Genomic DNA, 21145 nt, shown 5'->3' with positions numbered 1-21145 from the left:
TCTCCTCACCTCACCACACGCCGCCTCAACGTCCCTGCAGCAACGCTGTCCGGATGCGCTGCAACTGCGCCTTCACTGCAGCCGCTTGCACCGGTCCCAGCCGCAGCAACGCCTTTTGACCGACCGACAGCGACTCCAGCGCGGGATCGACAAAACGGTACCGGCCACGCTCGTCGCGCTGCACCTTGATCGGCTGTGTCGGCTCGGGCGTGCGCAGCAGATGATCGATCACATCGATCACGCGGTCGTTGAAGTAGCGGTCCGGCGCGCCCAGATCGGCATAGGCCTGCTGGAACAGCGGATAGAAACGCACATAACTCCGCACCAGTGCCTGTGCATCCACCTGGGTGAACGCTGCCACGTAAGGCGCATACCGCGCCGCATTGGCCTGATCGACCACCACATTCCCGCCGGCATCGGACACCGCAAACTCGCCCACCACCGGCTGCAGCACCGAGGCGCGACGGCTGATGCTGGGCTGGGTGAGATTGTCGATCATCACCACCACGCGTTCGATCAGGTGCTTGCGCAGCACGATCGACAACGCGCCATCGTCCTGCACCAACTCCAGCAAGGCCTGCCACGCAGCCCCATCGCTCTGTGCCAGCGCGGGAATCGCTGCGTCGGCGGCATCGGCCGATGGCTGCTGCACCGGATGCCGCGGCCCCGCCGGTGCCGGCGGCGCGGGGGTCACCGCCGCTGCCACCGCGCTGGCGGTCTGGCTGATCGGCGCAGGCAATGCGCCCGGCGCAGTGGGTGACCCGCTGAATAGCCACCAGGCGGCGCCAGCCACCACCGGGACCACCAGCAGCCACGGCCAACGCGAAGACTTGGATTGCATCGTGGAACTCCTTACATCGACAACATCCAGGGTGTGACCATGAGATATCGCGGTGGTTCCATCGATGTGCGGCGATGACGCGATCAAGCAGGCATGTGCATCGCGCGTAAGCGATTGGCACGCGAGGATGACTGTCTCTGGCAGCAAACGCTGGCTGCAGCGCTAGAACTCACAGCCGAGTTGGTCAAGCGCACCTCATGCTCTGCTTGCAACCATGCACACCGACCATCTCGACTGGCCCTTGCCCGCCCACCGTCGCGGGACCTTACGCGGCATGGATGCCGCGTAAGAGCCTACAAGGACGTACTTGCGGCGTGTCCTGCGATGGGGGCGAGGGCCCTGCAGCCAAGCCGCACATCGTCTGCTCTACAGTCGACGCATTCGCACCGCTCAATACCTTCCAAGGCGACCGAGCGCTTGAGCTTCCGCAGCGTCTGGACGTTCCAAAGCCGAGTTGGTCGCCTGCACGGTGCCCTCACCGCTTGCGGGACACGCCGTGAATCCGTCCGTGGAGGCTCCTTGGCGGCATCCATGCCGCCAAGGGTCCCGCAACCGGCAAGGACACCGCACCAGAAAGTTGGTCGGCTGCTTTGTTGAAAGCCTGCCTGTCGCTCCGCTTGCGATGGCGTACTGAGACGCTGGTCGACGCACACCACTCCGACCAGCGCATGCCATGCACCGCTTGCAACCATGCACACCAACTATCCCGACTGGCCCTTGCCCGCCCACCGTCGCGGGACCTTACGCGGCATGGATGCCGCGTAAGAGCCTACACGGACGTACTTGCGGCGTGTCCTGCGATGGTGGGCGGGCAAGGGCCCTGCAGCCATGCCGCAGATCGCATGCTCTAGCTCTAGCTCTAGCTCTAGCTCTAGCTCTGGTTTTGGTTTTGGTTTGGCTTTGGCTTTGACTCTCGCTCACCCACATCGCCAACTCTCGAACCAGAACGACCAGCGTCGCTGCATCAAGCAACAACGCCGCCCGCCCGATGGCCGCGAGTGGCAATGTCCGCCGCTTTCAGCTTGCGAAATCCAGCCGCGCATCCACCCAGGCCGCCACGATGGCGGCGGCGACCTGCTCGGCCTGTTTCGCAGGCAGGCGCTTCTCGCGCACCAGCCATGCGGCCGTGTCGGCGCGCACCTTCGGCAGCAACGCGCGCACGGCCTTGCGCTGTGCCGCCGGCCAGTCGCTGTCTTCCCCGGTCCAGGCGGCAATCGCCTTGTCCGGATCCTCGCCGTACCGCTTGCGCAACGCCGGTGTCAGGTACAGCAATGGCGATACCGATGCGCGTAGCGCGATGATTTTCCACTCGGCGTAACTGGCATAGCGAATGGTGCCGGCGTCCTTGCTCAGGGCCTCGATCAACCCGTCAAAGCCGGCATCCAGCTGCTTCCAGCTGGCCAATGCAAACAGACCGCCCGGCGGCTCGCAGATCGGCGCAAACCCGTCGCGGGTGGAGCCATACAGCGACCCAAACGCCTCATACGCCGGCTCGCCCACTGCAGCAAAGATGAAGCAATGCACGTAAGGACGATGATCGCTGTTGTCGCGTTCGATCCACATCCGCAGCAATGTCGGCACGCGTTCCTGCGCCTGCATGGCGGGCATGCCATCCACATCGTCGAGCAAGGATGCGGCGAAGTCGTCGACCTTGCGCAGCGCCTTGCGCGCACTTTCAAACCGCGCACTCGCCAGCTTTGCATCCACGCCCGCGGCGGGGACGAACTGATGCAGATACGCCAGCCACGCCGAGGCCAGCGGCGTGTCGTAACCCTGCAACTGGCGCGCCGCCTCGGCAGGCGCGGCGGGAATCGCGGCGATGATGCGGTCCAGCGCCTGTTGCTGCGCAACGAGCGCCTTGGCCAGCACATCGGCCCTGGCCTTCAATGTGTGTTGCAGGCACTCGTCCGGCTTGGCGTCCTGCGCGCAGGCATTGCGCTGCCGCAGCCAGGCGCGTTGCTGATCACGCACGCCTGTGACCGCGTTGCGCGGCGTGGTGTCCACCAGCGCCCGGTAGGAGGTGTCCAGCTGGTCGTCCAGATTGCCGAGCGTCGGCACCGCACACAGCCGTTTTTCAACCGCCGTGCCGGCCTGCTTGCAATCGAACGACGCCGCCCACGCACTGCCGGTGCCAAGCAACAGTGCGCCACCGATGAGCACCCGCAACATGCTGGAGCAGGCTGTCATTGCACTGCGTCCTTGCGTGCGGGCAGCAGCGAGAGCAGCAGCAGGGTCACCGCCAACGCAACATAGGCACCGACGAACTGCCAGCTGATCACGCGCGCCAGGCCGTGCAGCGACCACGGAAGATAGATGCCGCCGCGCGGGTCCACCGAATGGATCAGGCCGAACAGCGTCAGCCCGGCGGCCACCAGCAGGAAGACCGCACCGCGGCGCAGCCGGCCATCGATCATTGCCGCCACTGCGGCGATCCACAGCATCGCGGTGATGATGAAGCCGTTGCCCAGCGCGAAGATCACCGCCAGCTCCGGCAAGCCATGCCCATCGAGCTTGGTGGTCAGTGCGACCAGTTGATCCGGCGGGATCCAGCCCGGCGCCTTGATGGTCAGCAGGTACGCCACCGACGGCAGAAAGCCCAGCACCATCGCACCGGCGTGCTGCCTGGGCGTGGTCTGGAACGCCTGCGTGGTGATGTCGATCGACACGTACACGATGATCGGCGCCAGCACCGCCAGCGGCAGCCACTGCACCAGCCCGGAGATCACGCCCAGCATGCCGCCGATGCCGACGAACAGGCCGGTCAGCAGCGTGTAACCGGAGCGCGCGCCCATGTGCTTGTAGGCCGGCTGGCCGATGTAGGGCGTGGTCTGTGCCACCCCGCCGCAGACGCCTGCAACCAGCGTCGCCAAGGCTTCCACCAGCAGGATGTCGCGGGTGCGGTAGTCGTCGCCCGCCGCACGTGCGCTCTCGCTGACATTGATGCCGCCCACCACCATCAGCAGGCCGAACGGCAGCAGCAGCGGCAGGTACGCCACCGTGGCCGGCAGGCCGTCGATGAAGCCCAGGTTCGGCAGCGGCAACACGATCTTCGGCGGCGTCCATTCCGGCACCGCAAAGCCCGGCGCGCCCAGGCCCGCCAGTCCCAGCCCGTAATACAGCGCAGTGCCGATCACGAACGCCACCAGCACGCCGGGCAACTTGGTCGGCAAGCGGCCCTTGGCCAGCAGCACGTACAGCAGCAGGCCCAAGGTGACGAAGCCGGCCACCGGCGAACGCAGGGTTTCCAGCAGCGGCAATAGGCCCATCAGCACCAGCGCGATGCCGGCGATGGAACCGAGCAGGGCGGCGCGCGGCAGCGCGCGCGTCACCGCCTCGCCGACGAACGACAGCACCAGCTTGAGCAGGCCCATCACCACCAGCGCGGCCATGCCGAGTTTCCAGGTGGCGATGGCGGCCGCCTGCGGGTCCAGCCCCTGTGCCTTGAAACCGACGAACGCCGGGCCCAGCACCAACAGCGCCATGCCGATGCTGGTCGGCGCATCCAGGCCCAGCGGCATCGCTGTGACGTCGTCGCGGCCGGTGCGTGTGGCCAGCCGTCGCGCCATCAAGGTGTAGAGCAGATTGCCCACCAGCACGCCGAACGCGGTGCCGGGAAACATGCGCCCAAACACCACCTCGGCCGGGAACTGGAACATCCCGACCAACGCCATCGCGATGAAGCCGAGGATGGAGAGATTGTCGACGACCAGGCCGAAGAAGCCATTGAGGTCGCCGGCGACGAACCAGCGCGGCGAGGCCGCGGTACGCGAGGAAGGGGCCGACATGGGAACCAGGAAGCGTGGGGATCGGCCGATGGTAGCCGCTGCCCCGCACGTGCGACAGCGGCGCGGTGGATCAGAGCGTGTCGCCGCGATTGCATCGGTCTGCTCCGTGCCAGGCGGCTGCGTGGCAGCAATGGCGCTACTTCATCGCCGCAGCGACCTCGATCCAGCCGACGATGTCGCCACGGCCGGCACTGCGATAGCGTACCTGCACGCGCGTGGCATCGGCGCTGACATCCAGCGCGTCGGCCCGATCGCCTTGCACCAGATAGCGCTTGGTGCTGGTCGCCGTCGGGGTGGCATATAGCGGCAGACGCGCCACCTGCACGCGCAGTTGCACCGGCATCGGCGCGTCCAGCGTGGTGCCGATCTCGCTTGACACCTTCGCCCCGTGCACGTCGTAACGCGGCCACACCGAGAGGGGCATGTCATCGCCGGTGCCTGGATCCAGCAAGGTCTGGATGTCGGGCGAGGCGATCGGCTGCTGCGTCCTGGCCACATACAAGCGCCCGTCGGCCGCGTAGCGATACACATCGGCGTACCACATCGGCCCGCCGCGGCAGGAGCTGGTCAAGCTGCGCTGCTGCTTGTCGGGCGTCAGATTGAAGAAGCCTTCGCACTGCACCGCCGGGCGCGTGGGCGCGGTCAGCGCACGAAAGCGGCGCTGCGCCGGATCGAACACGAATACCAGCACCGCTTCGTTGACCTGGCCGAGCATCGCCGACACCGCAAGATCCGGATGCCCGTCGAAGTTGTAGTCGTCGCTGTCCACGCCGGCGCCGCCTTCGCCCTCGTCCACGTCCACGTTCGCGTCGAACCATTGCTCCTTGCCGCCCGGGCCCAACACCACATGCAGGCGTGTGCCGACCAGTGTGGCGGTCGCCTGCGTGTTTGCGTCGAGCGTCACCTGCACACTGGTTTCGCGTGCAAAGGACGCAAGCGACAGCCCGCCCAGTGCGACGAACAGCAGCTTGCGCGCAGCGCTCACGCGCGTTCGGTGCAGATGTTCACGGCGCATGGTCGCCAGGCTCAGAACGACACCTCCACCGCCTGCCGCGACCACAACACCGACTGGTGGCCGGTGGCCTGCTTCCAGGCCAGGCGGATCGCCTCGATGTCGTTGCGCCGCTGCGGGGTGTCCTCGTGCAGGATCACCAGCACCTTGGTGCCCAGCCGGTTCGGCTCCTTGGCGCCGCGGAACAGCCACTGGCCGTAGGCGTCGAACACGGTCAGGCCGTCGGGAAAGCGCGGGGTCACTTCCTTGTCCAGAAACGCCCGCCACTGGGTTTGGTCGATGGTGCGGGTCTGTGGGCGGTCGGCCGGGCCGGTTTCCTCGCCCACGCCGAAGTACAGCTCGCTGCGCACCCAGCCGCGCGCGGTCGCCGGCCGCGCCGCATCGCCCTGCAGGCTGGCAGTGGTCGATCCCGGCGCGCCGCCGGGGGTGGTGGCGCAGGCGGACAGCGCTAGCATGGCGGCAAGCAGGCAGGACGGCAGCAATTTCATCGACTTCTCCACAACGGGTACGTTTAAGACGGATCGGGGGCGGGCTCATGCAGGGCCGGCATCAGTTGATGCCGGCGTGCGCGCACTGTGCCATCTCGCACACGCCTGAACAACGCGATAATATCTCTCTATCCGGATGAATGTGGACGATCCGAACCCCGTTGCGCCCCCGCCCGGCCGGATGCCGACCGCGCGGCGCGTTCGCAGTTGCTGTTGCAGGAGAGAGAAATGACCCGCCCCACCCTTTCGGCTATCGGCCTGGCCGTGGCCGCCGTGTTGAGCGCCAACGCGCAGGCCCAGCAGGCCGCCCCCGGCGCCACCACGCTGGACACCGTGATCGTCACCGGCACCCGCGCCAGCGACCGCACCGTGCTGGAATCGACCGTGCCGGTGGACGTACTCACCGCCGAGGACATCCGCAAGGCCGGCGTGGTCAACGGCGAGCTGGGCAGCGCACTGCAGGCGCTGCTGCCCTCGTTCAACTTCCCGCGCCAGTCCAACTCCGGCGGTGCCGACCACATCCGCGCCGCGCAGCTGCGTGGGCTCTCGCCCGATCAGGTGCTGGTGCTGGTCAACGGCAAGCGCCGCCACACCTCGGCGCTGGTCAATACCGACAGCAAGATCGGCAAGGGCACCACGCCGGTGGATTTCAACTCCATCCCGATCAATGCGATCAAGCGCATCGAAGTGCTGCGCGACGGCGCCGGCGCGCAGTACGGCTCGGACGCGATCGCCGGCGTCATCAACGTGATCCTGGACGACAACCCCGAGCGCGGCGAGCTGGAAGCCAGCTTCGGCGCCTACAACACCGAGGTGGAGCCGATCGATCGCCGCGTCACCGACGGCCAGACCAGCTACGCCAGCGCCAAGGTCGGCAGCCTGCTCGGCGATGATGGCGGCTTCTTCAAGGTCGGCCTGGAGCTGAAGAATCGCGAGGCGACCAATCGCGCCGGCTTCGACCAGATCCCGTCGTTCGAGGAACAGACCCCGGCCAATCTGGCGCTGGCCGGCAAGCGCAATTACGTGCTCGGCGATGGCGCCACCAAGGGCCTGAACGCCTGGCTCAACACCAAGGTACCCTTCAGCGCCAACGGCGAGTTCTACGCCTTCGCCACCTACAACCAGCGCGACACCGAAGGCGCCAATTACTTCCGCTACCCGGACGGCAGCGCCAACTGGCGTGAGCTCTATCCCAACGGCTACCGCCCGATTTCCGAGGGCGAAAACCGCGATCTGCAGATCGTCGCCGGCGCACGCGGGCAGCTCGGCAACTGGGACTACGACGCCAGCGTCAACCATGGCCGCAACGACTTCACCTACCGGCTGCGCAACTCGCTCAACGCCTCGCTCGGCCCGGGCAGCACCACGCGCTTCAAGACCGGCGATTTCGGCTTTGCGCAGACCGTGGCCAATCTGGATCTGACCCGCGTGTTCGATGCGGCCGGCGCCACCCATACCTTCGGCACCGGTGCCGAATTCCGCCGCGAGCAGTACCGCACCCATGCCGGCGACCCGGCCAGCTATGCGGCCGGCCCGTTCACCGACCGCCCCACCGGTTCGCAGGCCGGCGGCGGGCTGACCCCGCAGGACGAGGCCGACCTGTCGCGTAACGTGGCCAGCGCCTACGCCAACGTGTCCAGCCAGTTCGGCGACAAGTTCTCTACCGACCTGGCCGGCCGTTACGAGCATTACCAGGATTTCGGCAGCCAGTGGACCGGCAAGCTGGCCGCGCGCTATGCCTTCGCCCCGGCGTTCGCGCTGCGCGGCGCGGTCTCCAACAACGTGCGTGCGCCCTCGCTCAGCCAGATCGGCTACGAAGCCACCTCCACCGGTTACGACGCGGCCGGTCGCCTGACCCAGGGCCGCCTGCTGTCGGTCAACAACCCGATCGCACGCGCGCTCGGTGCCACCGACCTGAAGCCGGAAAAATCGCTCAATTACAGCCTGGGCTTCACCAGCCAGCTGGGCGATCACTTCGACCTGTCGCTGGACTTCTTCCAGATCGATATCGACGACCGCATCGCGCTGTCCGAAGACATCACCGGCACCGCGCTGACCGACTTCGTGCAGCAGAACTTCGCCGTCGCCGGCGTGCAGAGCGCCAGTTATTTCCTCAACGCCGCCGACACCCGCACCCGCGGCGCCGAGCTGGTCGGCAACTGGCGCCAGTACGCCTTCGGCGGCGACCTGTTGCTGACCGGCACCTACAGCTACGCCAAGACCGAGTTGAAGAACGTCATCGGCACCCCGGCGCAGCTGCTGGCGCTGGACCCGGCCTATGTGCTGTTCGGTGTCGAGGAGAGCAACACGCTCACCGATGCGGCGCCACGCACCCGCGCTTCCCTGGCCGCCAACTGGAACAACGATCACTGGAACCTGCAGACCCGCGTCAACCGCTACGGCAGCGCCACGCGTGTGTTCGACTTCGGCGGCGGCTTCGTGCCACGCCAGACCTATGGCGCGGAATGGCAGCTGGACCTGGAAGCCGAGTACCACCTGGGCACGCAGTGGACGCTGGCGATCGGCGGCCAGAACATTCTCGACAACTACTCGGACCGCTCCATCGACGACATCGCCTACTTCGGCAACCTGCCCTACGACGTGCTCTCGCCGATCGGCAGCAATGGCGCGTATTGGTATGGGCGGGTGCGCTACTCGTTCTGACGCCGGGATTGGTGGATTGGGGATTCGGGATTGGCAAGGGCGGCTAGTCGCCAATCCCCATTCCGAATCCCCACTCCCCGCTGTTGCATAACCTGAATATCACATCGCCTTGCGCACACTAGCGCGATGGCAGACGTGCACTCCCCCCTTCCGTCGCCGCCATTGCTGGACGATGCCTGCGCATTGTTTCTGGACGTGGACGGTACCCTGATCGACTTTGCCGACAGCCCAGAGGCTGTGCGGCTCCTGCCCGAGGTCCGTGCGGCCATCGGCCAGCTTAGCGACCGCCTGCATGGCGCAGTGGCACTGGTCAGCGGACGACCATTGTCCCAGCTGGACGCCTTGTTCGCGCCGTTGCTGCTTCCGGCCGCCGGCCTGCACGGGCACGAGCTCCGTGGCGATATCGCCGCACGCGTCGCAATGCCGCAGGACACCTCCGGGTGGCTGCATGGCCTGCACGAACGCGCCGCCACACTCGCGCATCGGCATCCTGGCGTGCTGGTCGAAGACAAAGGCGTCAGCGTCGCGCTGCATTGGCGCGCGCAACCGCTTGCCGGCCCCGAGGTTCTCGCCTTTGCGCAGCAGGAAATCGCCCAGCTTTCCGGGTATCGCCTGCAACCGGGCGACCACGTTGTCGAATTCGTGCCCGAAGGCAGCAACAAGGGTCTTGCGGTCGAACAGATGATGCAGCACGGCGCATTCGCCGGCCGCACGCCGGTATTCGTCGGCGACGATCTCACCGACGAATTCGGCTTCGCAGCTGCCAATCGCCTCAGCGGCTGGAGCGTGCTGGTCGGCGCTCGCGCCCGGACCAGCGCGCGCTTCCGCGTCGATGGCACTGCCGACGTGCATGCGTGGCTGCAACGCAACGTGCGCCAGGCCTGAACGCGGCGCGCCGTCCCCTCTTCATTCTTCAAAAGGATCGTTCGCACTCCATGACCGAGCCAAACCTGGATCTGGGCGTCATCGGCAACTGCAGCTTTGGCGCATTGGTCGATCGGCAGGCGCGTGTGGTGTGGAGTTGCCTGCCGGCGTTCGACGGCGACCCGGCGTTCTGTTCGCTGCTCTCGCCCAAGCGCAAGGGCGGCGACTTCGCCGTGGAGCTGGAAGACTTCGCCAGCAGCGAGCAACACTACCTGCCCAATACCGCAGTGCTGCGCACCGTGTTGCGCGACCACCACGGTGGCGAGGTGGAAGTCATCGATTTCGCGCCGCGCTGGCGCAACAACGGGCGTTTCTATCGGCCCGTCAGCATCATCCGGCAGATCCGCCCGCTCGCCGGCAACCCGCGCATCATCGTGCGCGCCCGCCCGCTGGCCGACTGGGGCGGCCGCACCCCGGAAACCACCTGGGGCAGCAATCACATCCGCTGGGTGCTGCCCGAATTCACCCTGCGCCTGACCACCGATGTGCCGGTACGCTTCGTGCGCGACGGCCTGCCGTTCGTGCTCAGCCACCCGGTCAACCTGGTGCTGGGCGTGGACGAATCGCTGACCCGCTCGCTCACCGGCTACGTGCAGGAAGCGCAGGAACGCACCGAAGAATACTGGCGCGAATGGGTGCGCTACCTGTCGATTCCGCTCGACTGGCAGGAAGCGGTGATCCGCAGCGCGATCACGCTCAAGCTGTGCCAGTACGAAGACAGCGGCGCCATCATCGCGGCGATGACCACCTCGATCCCGGAGGCGCCCAATACCCCGCGCAACTGGGATTACCGCTATTGCTGGCTGCGCGACGCCGCATTCGTGGTGCGTGCACTGAATCGATTGGGCGCCACGCGCACGATGGAGCAGTTCATCGGCTACATCTTCAACATCGCCACCGCCGACGGCACCATGCAGCCGCTGTACGGCATCGGTTTCGAATCGCAGCTGGAAGAGCACGAAGTCGAAACGATGGACGGCTACCGCGGCATGGGTCCGGTGCGCCGGGGCAACCTGGCCTGGATCCAGCAGCAGCACGATGTCTATGGCAGCGTGGTGCTGGCGTCCACCCAGCTGTTCTTCGATCTGCGCCTGAAGGATCAGGGCGATGCGGACACCTTCCGCCGCCTGGAGCCGCTGGGCGAGCGCGCCTTCGCGCTGCACAACGTCCCCGATGCCGGCCTGTGGGAGTTCCGCGGCCGCGCCGAAGTGCATACCTACACCGCTGCGATGTGCTGGGCTGCCTGCGACCGGCTGTCCAAGATCGCCGACCGGCTGGTGCTGCCCGAACGCAGCGTGTACTGGCGCGAGCGCGCCGATACCATCCGCGAGCGCGTGCTGAGCGAGGCATGGAGCGAAGAACGCGGTCATTTCACCGATACCCTCGGCGGTCACCGCCTGGATGCATCGCTGTTGCTGCTGGCCGATATCGGCATCGTCGCCAACGACGACAGCCGCTTCGTGCGCACGGTCGAAGCGGTCGGCCGCGTGCTCAAGCATGGCGATGCGCTGTATCGCTATATCGCACCGGATGACTTCGGTGAGCCGGAAACCAGCTTCACCATCTGCACGTTCTGGTACATCGACGCGCTGGCCGCGATCGGTCGCAAGGAGGAGGCGCGTGAACTGTTCGAGCGCATTCTCTCGCGCCGCAATCACCTCGGCTTGCTGTCCGAAGATCTATCGTTCGAAGACGGCGAAGCCTGGGGGAATTTCCCCCAGACCTATTCGCATGTGGGTTTGATCATTGCAGCGATGCGCTTGTCGCGGAGCTGGCAGGAGGCGTCATGAGTCGTTTGGTGGTGGTATCCAACCGCGTTGCAGTGCCCGGCGAAAACCGCGCCGGCGGGCTGGCGGTTGGCCTGTTGGCTGCGCTCAAGGAGCGCGGCGGTGTGTGGTTCGGCTGGAGCGGCAAGACCGTACGCGGCGACAGCGGCGGCATGCACGAGCAGACCGAGGGCGACATCAAGTTCGTCACCATGGACCTCAACAAGCGCGACATCGATTCGTACTACAACGGGTTCGCCAATCGCACGCTGTGGCCGCTGCTGCACTTCCGCCTGGACCTGGTCGATTACGACCGCGCCACCCGCGAAGGCTATATGCGTGTCAATCGGCTGTTCGCCGAGAAGCTGGCGCCGTTGTTGAAAGACAGCGACACGTTGTGGATCCACGATTACCACATGATTCCGCTGGGCGCGATGCTGCGCGAGCTGGGGGTGGGTTGCAAGATGGGCTTCTTCCTGCACGTGCCGATGCCCTCGGCCGATCTGATGCAGGCGATGCCCGACCATGCACGTTTGTTCAGCACGTTTTATGCCTACGATCTGGTCGGTTTCCAGACCCAGCGCGATGCCGAGCGCTTCAAGGCCTATGTGCGCCTGTTCGGTGGTGGCCGCATTCTCGACGGCGACATTGTCGAAGGTCCCGGCGGGCGTCGCTTCAGTGCCGCGGCCTTCCCGATCGGGATCGATACCGACCTAATCGCCCACCAGGCCAAGGCCTCGGTCGGCAAGCAGGCAGTGCGCGATCTGCGCGAAAGCCTGCGCGGCCGTCAGCTGGCGATCGGCGTGGACCGGCTGGATTACTCCAAAGGCCTGCCGGAACGCTTCCAGGGATTTGAGCGCTATCTGGAGCGCTATCCGGACCAATCCGGCAGCCTGACCTATCTGCAGATCGCGCCGGTCTCGCGCGGCGACGTCAACGAATACCGCCAGCTGCGCGGGCAGCTGGAGCAGATCGCCGGCCATATCAACGGTGGTCATGCCGAACCGGATTGGACGCCACTGCGCTACGTCAACCAGAACTTCAGCCACGCAACGTTGACCGGTTTCTATCGCGCGGCCTCGGTCGGGCTGGTCACGCCGCTGCGCGACGGCATGAATCTGGTCGCCAAGGAATTCGTCGCGGCGCAGGATCCGCAGAATCCAGGCGTACTGGTACTGTCGTTGCTGGCCGGTGCAGCCGACGAGATGAAGGAGGCGCTGCTGGTCAATCCACACGATCTCGACGGCGTGGCCGATGCGATCGCCACCGCGGCAAGCATGCCGCTGGCAACCCGCATCGAACGCTGGCGGGCGATGATGGATCATCTGTGCAAGAACAACATCAATCATTGGCGCCAGCGCTACCTGCAGGCGCTTGCAGATATCTGAATCCGGCTTTCGCGAGCTACCGGCACGCAGACGCGCTGCGTACCGGCAGCGCCCCGCTCCCCTCTGGCACGCCGGTTCTCGTTCCGTCACGGACACGAACGTCGTTGCGGTCTAAAATATTCACATGAGTAGCGCTGAGGACCCTGGGAGGGGCTGCGCGTTCATATCCGGACGTTCTGGTTTAGGACGTTTTTGTTAGATCGAAGGCCGCCCTTTGCCAGCCCGTGATCTTTCTCCCTCCACGACTCGCCACCGCCTGCCGGTGCCTGGGTCCTTCCTGACATCTCAAAATGACTGATCAATCCTCAAAACGTGGACTAGGCACCTGGCTGCTGGTGGTCTATGCCGTGGTGATCGCCGTGCTCGGTGCGGTGCTTGCCTACGAGGGCGGCCGCCTGGTCGCCGTCGGTGGTTCCTGGTATTACCTGCTGGCGGGCATCGGCCTGTTGCTGGCCGGCGTATTGTTGGCGCTGGGCAAGCGTGCCGGCCTGTGGCTGTTTGGCGCCACGCTGGCTGCCACCATCGCCTGGGCGCTGTGGGAAGTGGGCCTGGATGGCTGGGGTCTGGTGCCGCGTCTGGCCTGGATGTCGGTGCTGGGTCTGCTGCTGCTGCCGTTCTGGGGCGTGGCCCGTCGACGCATGCAGCCGTTGTCGGGGCTGGGCTATGTGCTGGTGACCGGCGTACTGCCGATCCTGGGCGCGACGCTGATCCTGTGGCCGTTGCTGCTACCGCGCAATGTCGAGCTGGCCGATGCCTCCACGCTGCCGGCCGGGGACGCTGCTCCGTTCAGCCGCACCAACGTGCCCAGCCCGGACGGCAACGTCGCGGCCAACCACGATGCCAGCAACTGGACCTCGTACGCCGGCTCCAACCTGTCCAACCATTACACCCCCGGTGCGCAGATCACTCCGGAGAACGTCAAGAACCTGAAGGTGGCCTGGGAATTCCATACCGGCGATCTGAAGCCGGCCGGCTCCAAGCTGGGCTACGCCTTCCAGAACACCCCGCTCAAGGTCGGCGACCTGCTCTACATCTGCACCCCGACCCAGAAGGTGATTGCGGTGGAAGCGGCCAACGGCAAGGAGCGCTGGCGCTTCGACCCGCAGACCAATCCGAAGGCGATGGCCGGCGTTGCCGCCACCACCTGCCGCGGCGTGTCGTACTACCAGGCGCCGCAAGGCACCGCCGAGTGCCCGACGCGGATCTTCTGGCCGATGGTCGACGGCCGCCTCGGCGCGCTGGACGCGCAGACCGGCAAGCTGTGCACCAGCTTCGGCACCAACGGCTTTGTCGATCTCAATGCCGGCACCGGCAACACCAAGCCGGGCTTCGTCGGCCCGACTTCGCCGCCGGTGGTGATGCGCGGTGTGGTGATCCAGCCCACCGGCCAGGTGCGCGACGGCCAGGAAGGCGATGCACCGTCCGGCGTGGTGCGCGGCTTCGATGCGCTCACCGGCCAGCTGCGGTGGGCCTGGGACCTGGGCAACCCGGCGATCACCGCCGAGCCGCCGGCCGGGCAGACCTATACCCGTTCGACCCCGAACGTGTGGTCGCTGATGGCCGCCGACGACGAGCTGGGCCTGGTCTATCTGCCGACCGGCAACGCGTCCGGCGATTTCTTCGGCAAGGGCCGCACTCCGCAGGATGAGGAATACACTGCCGCGCTGGTGGCCGTGGATGCGGCCACCGGCAAGGAGCGTTGGCACTTCCGTACCGTCAACCACGACCTGTGGGATTACGACATCGGCCCGCAGCCGAACCTGGTCGACTGGCCGGTGGCTGGCGGCGGTACCCGTCCTGCGGTAATCCAGGCCACCAAGTCCGGCCAGGTGTTCGTGCTGGACCGCGCGACCGGTGCACCGATCATGCCGGTCAAGCAGATCGCCGTGCCGCAGGGCACCGATCACGGCGACTGGACCGCGGCCACGCAGCCGATCTCGCCGGGCATGCCCAATACCGTGGGCGCACCGAGCCGCGAGTACGAGACCATCGTCGAGTCCGACGCCTGGGGCATGACCCCGTTCGATCAGCTGGCCTGCCGTATCCAGTTCAAGCAGCTGCGCTATGAGGGCATGTTCACCCCGCCGACCCTGCAGGGCTCGCTGGCCTTCACCGGCAACCACGGCGGCATCAACTGGGGCGGCGTGTCGGTCGATCTGCAGCGCGGCATCATGGTGATGAACAGCAATCGCCTGCCCTACACCCTGCAGGTCTACACCCGCGAAAAGATGGACGAACTGGGCGTGGTGTCGGTGTTCGACGGCAAGAGCAAGACGCCCGGCTACATGGCGCAGAAGGGTCTGGCCTACGGCGCCCGCAAGGAGCCGTGGATGTCGCCGCTCAACACGCCGTGCGTGGCACCGCCGTGGGGCTACATCTCCGGCGTGGACCTGCGCACGCAGCAGGTGATCTGGCGGCGTCCGCTGGGCACCGGTTACGACCAGGGCCCGATGGGTATCCCGTCCAAGACCAAGTTCGAGATCGGCACGCCCAACAACAGCGGCTCGCTGGCCACCGCCGGCGGCGTGACCTTCATCGGCGCGACCCTGGACGACTTCATGCGCGGCTTCGATACCCGCACCGGCAAGCAGGTCTGGGAGACCCGCGTGCCGGCCGGCCCGCAGGCCGCCCCGCTGAGCTACACCATCGACGGCAAGCAGTACATCGTGGCCGCAGTGGGTGGCCACGACCGCATGGAAACCAAGTCGGGTGACAGCGTCATCGCCTGGGCGCTGCCCGACGACGCAGGCGCCAAGCCGGCGAAGTAAGCCGACGCGGCGTCAGCAAGTTCTGCATCGATAGACCGGTCATCGCGAGATGGCCGGTTTTTTTTTTGGGATTCGGGATTCGGGATTCGGGAATGGGGAATGGGGAATGGGGAATGGGGAATCGGGAATCGGGAATCAGGAATGGAAAAGCGCTTTTCTGTTGCCGTCCGGGTTGGGCTGGATCGGTGGTGCGCCGGATTCCCGATTGCCCATTCCCGATTCCCCATTCCCGATTCCCTATTCCGCGCTCTTCGTGGCGTCGCACGGATGGCGCTGCCGGCGCGTCTTGGCCGGGTGCACGCGATCGGATCGCGTGGGGTGGCGGCCCGCGAAGTGCCTGCGGGATCTATCCATACTTCACTCAGAATTTACAATTGCGAGGCCGGCGTGCAGGTGCAAAAGACGGTGTCGCGGTGCGCTTAGCTGCTCTGAAGCCGCTTCCAAATCAAACACATCGGCATTTCAGGGATCCGGCCCGACAGATTCCGACGAACGGCGATTTCACGCCGTCATGATTCGGGCTGGAGCGCCGATACCCATGGAACCCCACGCAGTGCAGGACAGCGCTCCCCACTTCGAATCACGCAGTTGGACTCAGCCTATGTCGCCCTCACACGATGCCACCGCCGTCTGCCGCCCGCGCCCCGGCCGGAACCTTGCGCGTGCCACGACCGCATGGCTGCCTGCCGTCGCACAGATCGGGCTGCTGGTCCTGCTGACCCTGTACGCCGCAACGTTGCTGCCCGGCGGTCTCTGGGGCGGGTTGGGTCGCTTGCTACCGGCGCCGCTGGTGCTGGGCGCGGCAAGCGCCGGGCTGTGGTGGTGGCCGCGCCGTCGCAACGTCGCGCAACTGCAACAGATCCTCGGCACGGTGACGGCCATCGGTGACGGGCGCTTCCAGCGTCTGGATCTGCGCCATGCCTCCGGCGAGCTCGCGCCGGTGCTGCACGCCCTGCAGGCAACCCAGGACAAGCTGGGCATCCACATCGATGTGATGGAACAGGGCCTGCGCCATGGGCAGTTCGTGATCAAGGCGCTGGACGATCTGGACACCATGATCCGCATCGCCGACGACGACGGCCAAGTGCTATTTGCCAACCGCAAACTGCTCGCGATGCTCAAGCTGATCGAGCCGGATGTGCAGAGCTTTCGCCCCGGCTTCCATGCCGATGGCTTCGTCGGCGGCAGCATCGGCGACATCTATCCTGACAGCCAGGCCGCGATCGACCGCATGCGCGCATTGACCACCTCCGGGGCGGTGCGCGCGCCCTTCTTTGGCCGCCAGATCGACTTCGTCTACAGCCCGATCATCGCCGCCGACGGCACCAAGCTGGGCACCATCGCGCAATGGATGGACGTCACCGCACAGGTCAACGCCGAGCAAGCGCTGATCCAGATCATCGATGCCGCCGCGGCCGGCGATTTCAGCCGACGCATGCAGATCGACGGCATGGACGGCGTGTTGCGGGCGCTGGCCCAGGGCATCAACCGCATCTACGACTCGGTGGAAATCCACCTGGCGGCGCTGGCACGCGTGATCGGCGCCATGGCAGAAGGCGACCTCACCCAGCGGGTGGACGGCGATGCGCACGGCATCTTTGCGCGTCTGCGCGACGACACCAACCAGACCGTGACCCGGCTGACCGAGATTATCGGCGGCATCCAGGTCGCGTCGGACACGATCCGCCGCGCGGCGGTGGACATCGCCGCCGGCAACACCGACCTGTCCGAGCGCACCGAGCAACAGGCGGCCAATCTGGAAGAAACCGCCAGCTCCATGGAAGAACTCACCTCCACCGTGAAGCAGAACGCCGACAGCGCGCTGCAGGCCAATCGGCTGGTGGTGGGCACCGGCGAAGTCGCGCACAACGGCGGCCAGGTGATGGACGATGTGGTGTCCACCATGGGGCAGATCAGCACCGCCTCGCACAAGATCGGCGAGATCATCGGCGTCATCGACGGCATTGCCTTCCAGACCAGTATCCTGGCGCTCAATGCTGCGGTGGAAGCCGCCCGCGCCGGCGAACAGGGCCGCGGCTTTGCGGTGGTCGCCTCGGAAGTGCGCGCCCTGGCGCAGCGCTCGGCCGATGCGGCCAGGGAGATCAAGACGCTGATCGCCGACTCCACCGGCAAGGTCGAGCGGGGCTCGGGCCTGGTGCATCGCGCCGGCGCGACCATGCGCGAGATCGTCGGCTCGGTCAAACGCGTCACCGACATCATGAGCGAAATCACCGCCGCCAGCGCCGAACAATCCAGCGGCATCGAACAGGTCAACCGCACCGTCGCGCAACTGGACGAAGTCACCCAACGCAACGCCGCGCTGGTGCAAGAAGCCACTGCCGCTGCGCGCAGCCTGGAAGAGCAGGCCGTGGAGCTGGCCGATGCAGTGTCGATCTTCCGCCTGCAGCCTGCGCACAGGGGCGAACAGAAGCTAGCGCGCGCAAGCTTCAAAAACGCGGCCGCGTAAGCCGCCGGCACCCCGAATCACGAAATTACCGTAGGAGCGCACCCGGGCGCGACGAAGCCTTCCCGGTAACGCCGCATCGCGCCCAGGTGCGCTCCTGCGTCGGGCGGTGGGCGCTAGTCCAGAAACCGCTCGCGCTGCTCTGGGTTCGGCAGCATGCAATGGTCAGTGCGACCGAACCAGCGGTAACGATTGCGTGCGATCAGGCGATAGCCGATGTCGCGCACGCTGCGCGGCACAACGCGCAGCACCGTGACCAGCCGCCAGAAGCCGCCCAGGCCGACCAGCACCCGCACGATCGCATCGCTGTCGGTCCACGCACCGCGGTCATCCACCAGCAGAAACGACAACGGGTCGTCCGGATCCAGGCCATGCTGCTGCAACAGCGCGCGCCCGGCCTGGCCCTGCATTGCGGCAAAGCGATAACGCCCGCGTCGATCGTGGCGCAGTAGGAACCCGACCCAGCCATTGCACAGCAGGCACACGCCATCGAACACGATGCTCGCGGGCACCGCGCGTGGCTGACGAGCAGGCGGCTCCACGCGAGACGGCTTCGAGTGAGCAGGCTCCAACTGGGACGGCTCCAGCCCAGACACGTCAGCGAGCGCTGGATCAGCGCGGTTCAAGCCAGCCCTCGTAGCGAATGAACGGGCCGACCAGCGGCAAGTGCACGTCGACCAGGAATCCGTAACGCCCGGCGTCGGCATGCTCGCGGCACCGCACCTGCTCGAACCAGCACGCGGGCAACGGGATCCAGCCCAATGCCCACACGCGTGTGGCCTGCCAGTACAGCGATTGCGCATCGGCGCGTAACGCGAATTCGAACCGCACCGCGCCCAACTGTTCGCGCAAGCCAGTGCCATCGCGCCATAGGCGCGAATGCATCGGCAGGCCGCCAAACCGCCGATGCCAGCGCTCGCCGGTCGCGTCGGCAAGAAACTCCACTTCGACCTCCACCTCGCCACTGCGCGGCAACCGGCTCAGCAACGCCAGCAACGGGACCAGCGCATGCATGCCGCGTTGAATCTTTGCCCGTCCCACGAAGATCTGACGCTGCTGCACCGAATGCAGCGCGCGCACCGGCGCAGGCAGCCGCGCAAACGCGTCCTGCCCCAGCACCTGCGCGAACAACGGCATGCTCAGGGCGCGATCCAGGCCAGCGTGGCCATGCGTCCGCTGCGGCGGTCGCGACGATGCGAGAAGAAGCGTTCCGGCTCGGAAATGGTGCACAGCCCGCCGCCGTGGATGGCGCTGGCCGGTACACCCGCATGCTGCAGGCGCTGACGCGCCAAGGCATACAGGTCCACCCGCCAATGCCCCGGGCGGGTCGCAACGAATGCGCGTTGCGCCTGCGCATCGTGCGCGACAAAGGCGTCGAACACGTCTTCACCGATTTCATAAGCCTGTGGTCCCGCTGCCGGCCCCATCCATGCCATCACTTGCTGCGGCGGCGTGCGCATCGCCGCCACGCTGCGCTCCAGCATGCCGTCGGCCAGGCCGCGCCACCCTGCATGCGCGGCGGCCACTTCGCTGCCATCGCCAGCGGCGAGCACGACCGGCAAGCAATCGGCGGTGAGGATCGCCAGCACCACGCCGGGCACGGCGGTCACCGCTGCATCGGCGACCGGTTCCTGCGCACCTGGCGCGCCAGTGCCTGCTGCGTGCTGCTGTTCGCCGGGCGCGAGCACGGGCGCGTCGACACGCAACACCTCCACCCCATGCACCTGACGCAGCCACTGCGGGGTGCCGGGCAGTGCCAGCGCCTCGACCAGCAGCGCCCGGTTGCGTTCCACCTGCTCCGGCGCGTCGCCCTCGGCACTGTTGCGGTTGCCGAGGTTGAGCGTATCGAACGGCGCCAGCGAGCCACCCAGCCCATAACGCAACGTGGTCAGCGCGTGGACGCGCGGCGGCGCCGGCCAGGCGGCGGGCAGCACGAAGGGGGCGGCGGTGGCCACGTCAGCGGCGTGCCAGCTCGGCGGCGCGTGCGCTGTCTTCGCGCAGCGCGGTCATCAGCCGCTGCAGATCGGCCGGCACCGGCGCGCTGGCGCGCACCGGCTCGCCGCTGACCGGGTGCAGGAATTCCAGGGTTTCGGCATGCAGCGCCTGGCGTTTGAAGGTGCGCAGCTCGTGCACCAGTTCGTCGCTGGCGCCCTTGGGCAGCTTGAGCGCGCCGCCGTACAGCGGGTCGCCGACGATCGGCGACTTCAGATGCGCCATGTGCACGCGGATCTGGTGGGTGCGCCCGGTTTCCAGCCGGCATTCCAGCGCGGTGTGCGCGCGGAAGCGCTCGCGCAGGCGGTAATGGGTGACCGCATCGCGGCCATCGTCGCGCACCGCCATCTTCAGGCGATCGCGCGGATGGCGGTCGATCGGCGCGTTGGCGGTGCCGCCGGAGACCAGCGCGCCCACCACCACCGCCAGGTACTGGCGATGCACATCGCGTGCGGACAGTTGTTCCACCAGCGCCGTCTGCGCCTGCACGGTACGCGCCACCACCATCACGCCGCTGGTGTCCTTGTCCAGCCGATGCACCACGCCGGCGCGCGGCACCGCCGCCAGCGCCGGGTCGCGGAACAGCAAGGCGTTGACCAGGGTACCGTCCGGATTGCCCGCGCCCGGGTGCACCACCAGCCCGGCCGGCTTGTCGATCACCAGCACCTGGTCGTCTTCGTACAATACGCTCAGCGGGATGTCCTGCGGCGCGGCGTGGGTCTGGGTTTCCAGCACCACCTGCACCTGCACGCTCTCGCCGCCGCGCAAGGTGTCGCGCGGGCGCGCCATTTCCCCGTTCAGCAGCGCATCGCCGGACTTGATCCACTCCGACAACCGGGAGCGCGAGAATTCGGGGAACAGCTCGGCCAGCACCGCATCGAAACGCCGTCCTGCGGCGTTGTCGGGCACGATGGCCTGGCGGATGGACGGGTCGAGGGGTTCGGCAGATGGGTCGGACATGGACACGGGCACTCAGGCAAAAGCGGGAATTTGGGGGTCCGGGCGACGGGAGTCAGTCGCCGGACAGGCCACTAGGCTATCATCGCGCTCTCG

15 protein-coding genes are annotated in these 21145 nt (G+C 66.8%); 6 read left to right on the top strand and 9 right to left on the bottom strand.

The genetic code is table 11. The annotated features are described in order from the left end of the window. Nucleotides 1-25 precede the first annotated feature (25 nt). From FHT09_RS03135 to FHT09_RS03115, 5 genes are all read right to left on the bottom strand, one after another. A complete protein-coding gene (locus FHT09_RS03135; RefSeq protein ID WP_104607479.1) occupies nt 26-841 on the bottom strand; it encodes a DUF3014 domain-containing protein in 816 nt (271 codons plus the stop codon). A 1017-nt stretch (nt 842-1858) separates the two neighbouring features. Then, entirely contained in the window at nt 1859-3028 is a 1170-nt protein-coding gene (locus FHT09_RS03130) for a lysozyme inhibitor LprI family protein (RefSeq protein WP_104607418.1), read from the bottom strand. Next, nucleotides 3025-4626 (bottom strand): hypothetical protein, encoded by a 1602-nt coding sequence (locus FHT09_RS03125; RefSeq protein WP_104607419.1) that lies wholly within the window; start codon nt 4624-4626, stop codon nt 3025-3027. The genes FHT09_RS03130 and FHT09_RS03125 overlap by 4 nt, the downstream gene beginning before the upstream one ends. A 136-nt stretch (nt 4627-4762) precedes the next feature. Continuing rightward, nucleotides 4763-5611, bottom strand: coding sequence for a hypothetical protein (locus FHT09_RS03120; protein WP_308686692.1), 849 nt, complete (start codon nt 5609-5611; stop codon nt 4763-4765). Between the two features lie 41 nt (nt 5612-5652). After that, the gene (locus tag FHT09_RS03115; RefSeq protein WP_047127071.1) at nt 5653-6126 is read right to left on the bottom strand and encodes a DUF3574 domain-containing protein; all 474 of its coding nucleotides are present in this window, start codon (nt 6124-6126) and stop codon (nt 5653-5655) included. Between the two features lie 228 nt (nt 6127-6354). On the opposite strand from FHT09_RS03115, the gene FHT09_RS03110 reads away from it, so the two are divergent. The 6 genes from FHT09_RS03110 (at nt 6355) to FHT09_RS03085 (ending at nt 18103) form a co-directional block, all read left to right on the top strand. Beyond that, on the top strand, nt 6355-8790 hold the full coding sequence (locus tag FHT09_RS03110; RefSeq protein ID WP_104607421.1) for a TonB-dependent receptor: 2436 nt from the start codon (nt 6355-6357) through the stop codon (nt 8788-8790). A 126-nt stretch (nt 8791-8916) separates the two neighbouring features. Then, nucleotides 8917-9675, top strand: coding sequence for a trehalose-phosphatase (gene otsB, locus FHT09_RS03105; RefSeq protein WP_104607422.1), 759 nt, complete (start codon nt 8917-8919; stop codon nt 9673-9675). Nucleotides 9676-9725: 50 nt separating this feature from the next. Beyond that, complete coding sequence (locus FHT09_RS03100; RefSeq protein ID WP_104607423.1) at nt 9726-11504, top strand: glycoside hydrolase family 15 protein; 1779 nt, start codon at nt 9726-9728, stop codon at nt 11502-11504. Then, nucleotides 11501-12868, top strand: coding sequence for an alpha,alpha-trehalose-phosphate synthase (UDP-forming) (gene otsA, locus FHT09_RS03095; protein WP_104536101.1), 1368 nt, complete (start codon nt 11501-11503; stop codon nt 12866-12868). The genes FHT09_RS03100 and otsA overlap by 4 nt, the downstream gene beginning before the upstream one ends. Nucleotides 12869-13197: 329 nt before the next feature. Further along, nucleotides 13198-15636 carry a membrane-bound PQQ-dependent dehydrogenase, glucose/quinate/shikimate family gene (locus tag FHT09_RS03090; protein ID WP_181141469.1) on the top strand — a complete coding sequence of 813 codons (2439 nt, stop codon included), beginning with the start codon at nt 13198-13200 and terminating at the stop codon, nt 15634-15636. 601 nt (nt 15637-16237) lie between these two features. Then, nucleotides 16238-18103 (top strand): methyl-accepting chemotaxis protein, encoded by a 1866-nt coding sequence (locus tag FHT09_RS03085; RefSeq protein WP_104607432.1) that lies wholly within the window; start codon nt 16238-16240, stop codon nt 18101-18103. 113 nt (nt 18104-18216) lie between these two features. Here the strand turns inward: FHT09_RS03085 and FHT09_RS03080 are convergent, their stop codons facing one another. From FHT09_RS03080 to rluD, 4 genes are all read right to left on the bottom strand, one after another. Further along, nucleotides 18217-18612 carry a thiol-disulfide oxidoreductase DCC family protein gene (locus tag FHT09_RS03080; protein WP_308686693.1) on the bottom strand — a complete coding sequence of 132 codons (396 nt, stop codon included), beginning with the start codon at nt 18610-18612 and terminating at the stop codon, nt 18217-18219. A gap of 100 nt (nt 18613-18712) precedes the next feature. Then, nucleotides 18713-19237, bottom strand: a complete 525-nt coding sequence (locus FHT09_RS03075) for a DUF4166 domain-containing protein (RefSeq protein WP_181141468.1) — start codon at nt 19235-19237, stop codon at nt 18713-18715. 2 nt (nt 19238-19239) lie between these two features. Next, entirely contained in the window at nt 19240-20055 is an 816-nt protein-coding gene (pgeF, locus tag FHT09_RS03070) for a peptidoglycan editing factor PgeF (RefSeq protein WP_104607426.1), read from the bottom strand. A gap of 1 nt (nt 20056) precedes the next feature. Then, complete coding sequence (gene rluD / locus FHT09_RS03065) at nt 20057-21052, bottom strand: 23S rRNA pseudouridine(1911/1915/1917) synthase RluD (RefSeq protein WP_016901271.1); 996 nt, start codon at nt 21050-21052, stop codon at nt 20057-20059. Nucleotides 21053-21145: the final 93 nt, after the last annotated feature.

The sequence above is a fragment of the Xanthomonas sp. CFBP 8152 genome (genome assembly GCF_014199025.1).
GTDB lineage: Bacteria > Pseudomonadota > Gammaproteobacteria > Xanthomonadales > Xanthomonadaceae > Xanthomonas > Xanthomonas arboricola_B.
Note: the sequence above shows the minus strand (reverse complement) of the source record. Positions and strands in the feature narration are given on the sequence as shown.

Excerpts from the sequence above, each read along its gene's own strand:
- FHT09_RS03135 (WP_104607479.1), bottom strand. The coding sequence starts at position 841 with ATGCAATCCAAGTCTTCGCGTTGGCCGTGGCTGCTGGTGGTCCCGGTG.
- otsB (WP_104607422.1), top strand. The coding sequence starts at position 8,917 with ATGGCAGACGTGCACTCCCCCCTTCCGTCGCCGCCATTGCTGGACGAT.
- FHT09_RS03130 (WP_104607418.1), bottom strand. The coding sequence starts at position 3,028 with ATGACAGCCTGCTCCAGCATGTTGCGGGTGCTCATCGGTGGCGCACTG.
- FHT09_RS03110 (WP_104607421.1), top strand. The coding sequence starts at position 6,355 with ATGACCCGCCCCACCCTTTCGGCTATCGGCCTGGCCGTGGCCGCCGTG.
- otsA (WP_104536101.1), top strand. The coding sequence starts at position 11,501 with ATGAGTCGTTTGGTGGTGGTATCCAACCGCGTTGCAGTGCCCGGCGAA.
- FHT09_RS03085 (WP_104607432.1), top strand. The coding sequence starts at position 16,238 with ATGTCGCCCTCACACGATGCCACCGCCGTCTGCCGCCCGCGCCCCGGC.
- FHT09_RS03125 (WP_104607419.1), bottom strand. The coding sequence starts at position 4,626 with ATGTCGGCCCCTTCCTCGCGTACCGCGGCCTCGCCGCGCTGGTTCGTC.
- rluD (WP_016901271.1), bottom strand. The coding sequence starts at position 21,052 with ATGTCCGACCCATCTGCCGAACCCCTCGACCCGTCCATCCGCCAGGCC.
- FHT09_RS03115 (WP_047127071.1), bottom strand. The coding sequence starts at position 6,126 with ATGAAATTGCTGCCGTCCTGCCTGCTTGCCGCCATGCTAGCGCTGTCC.
- FHT09_RS03075 (WP_181141468.1), bottom strand. The coding sequence starts at position 19,237 with ATGCCGTTGTTCGCGCAGGTGCTGGGGCAGGACGCGTTTGCGCGGCTG.
- FHT09_RS03100 (WP_104607423.1), top strand. The coding sequence starts at position 9,726 with ATGACCGAGCCAAACCTGGATCTGGGCGTCATCGGCAACTGCAGCTTT.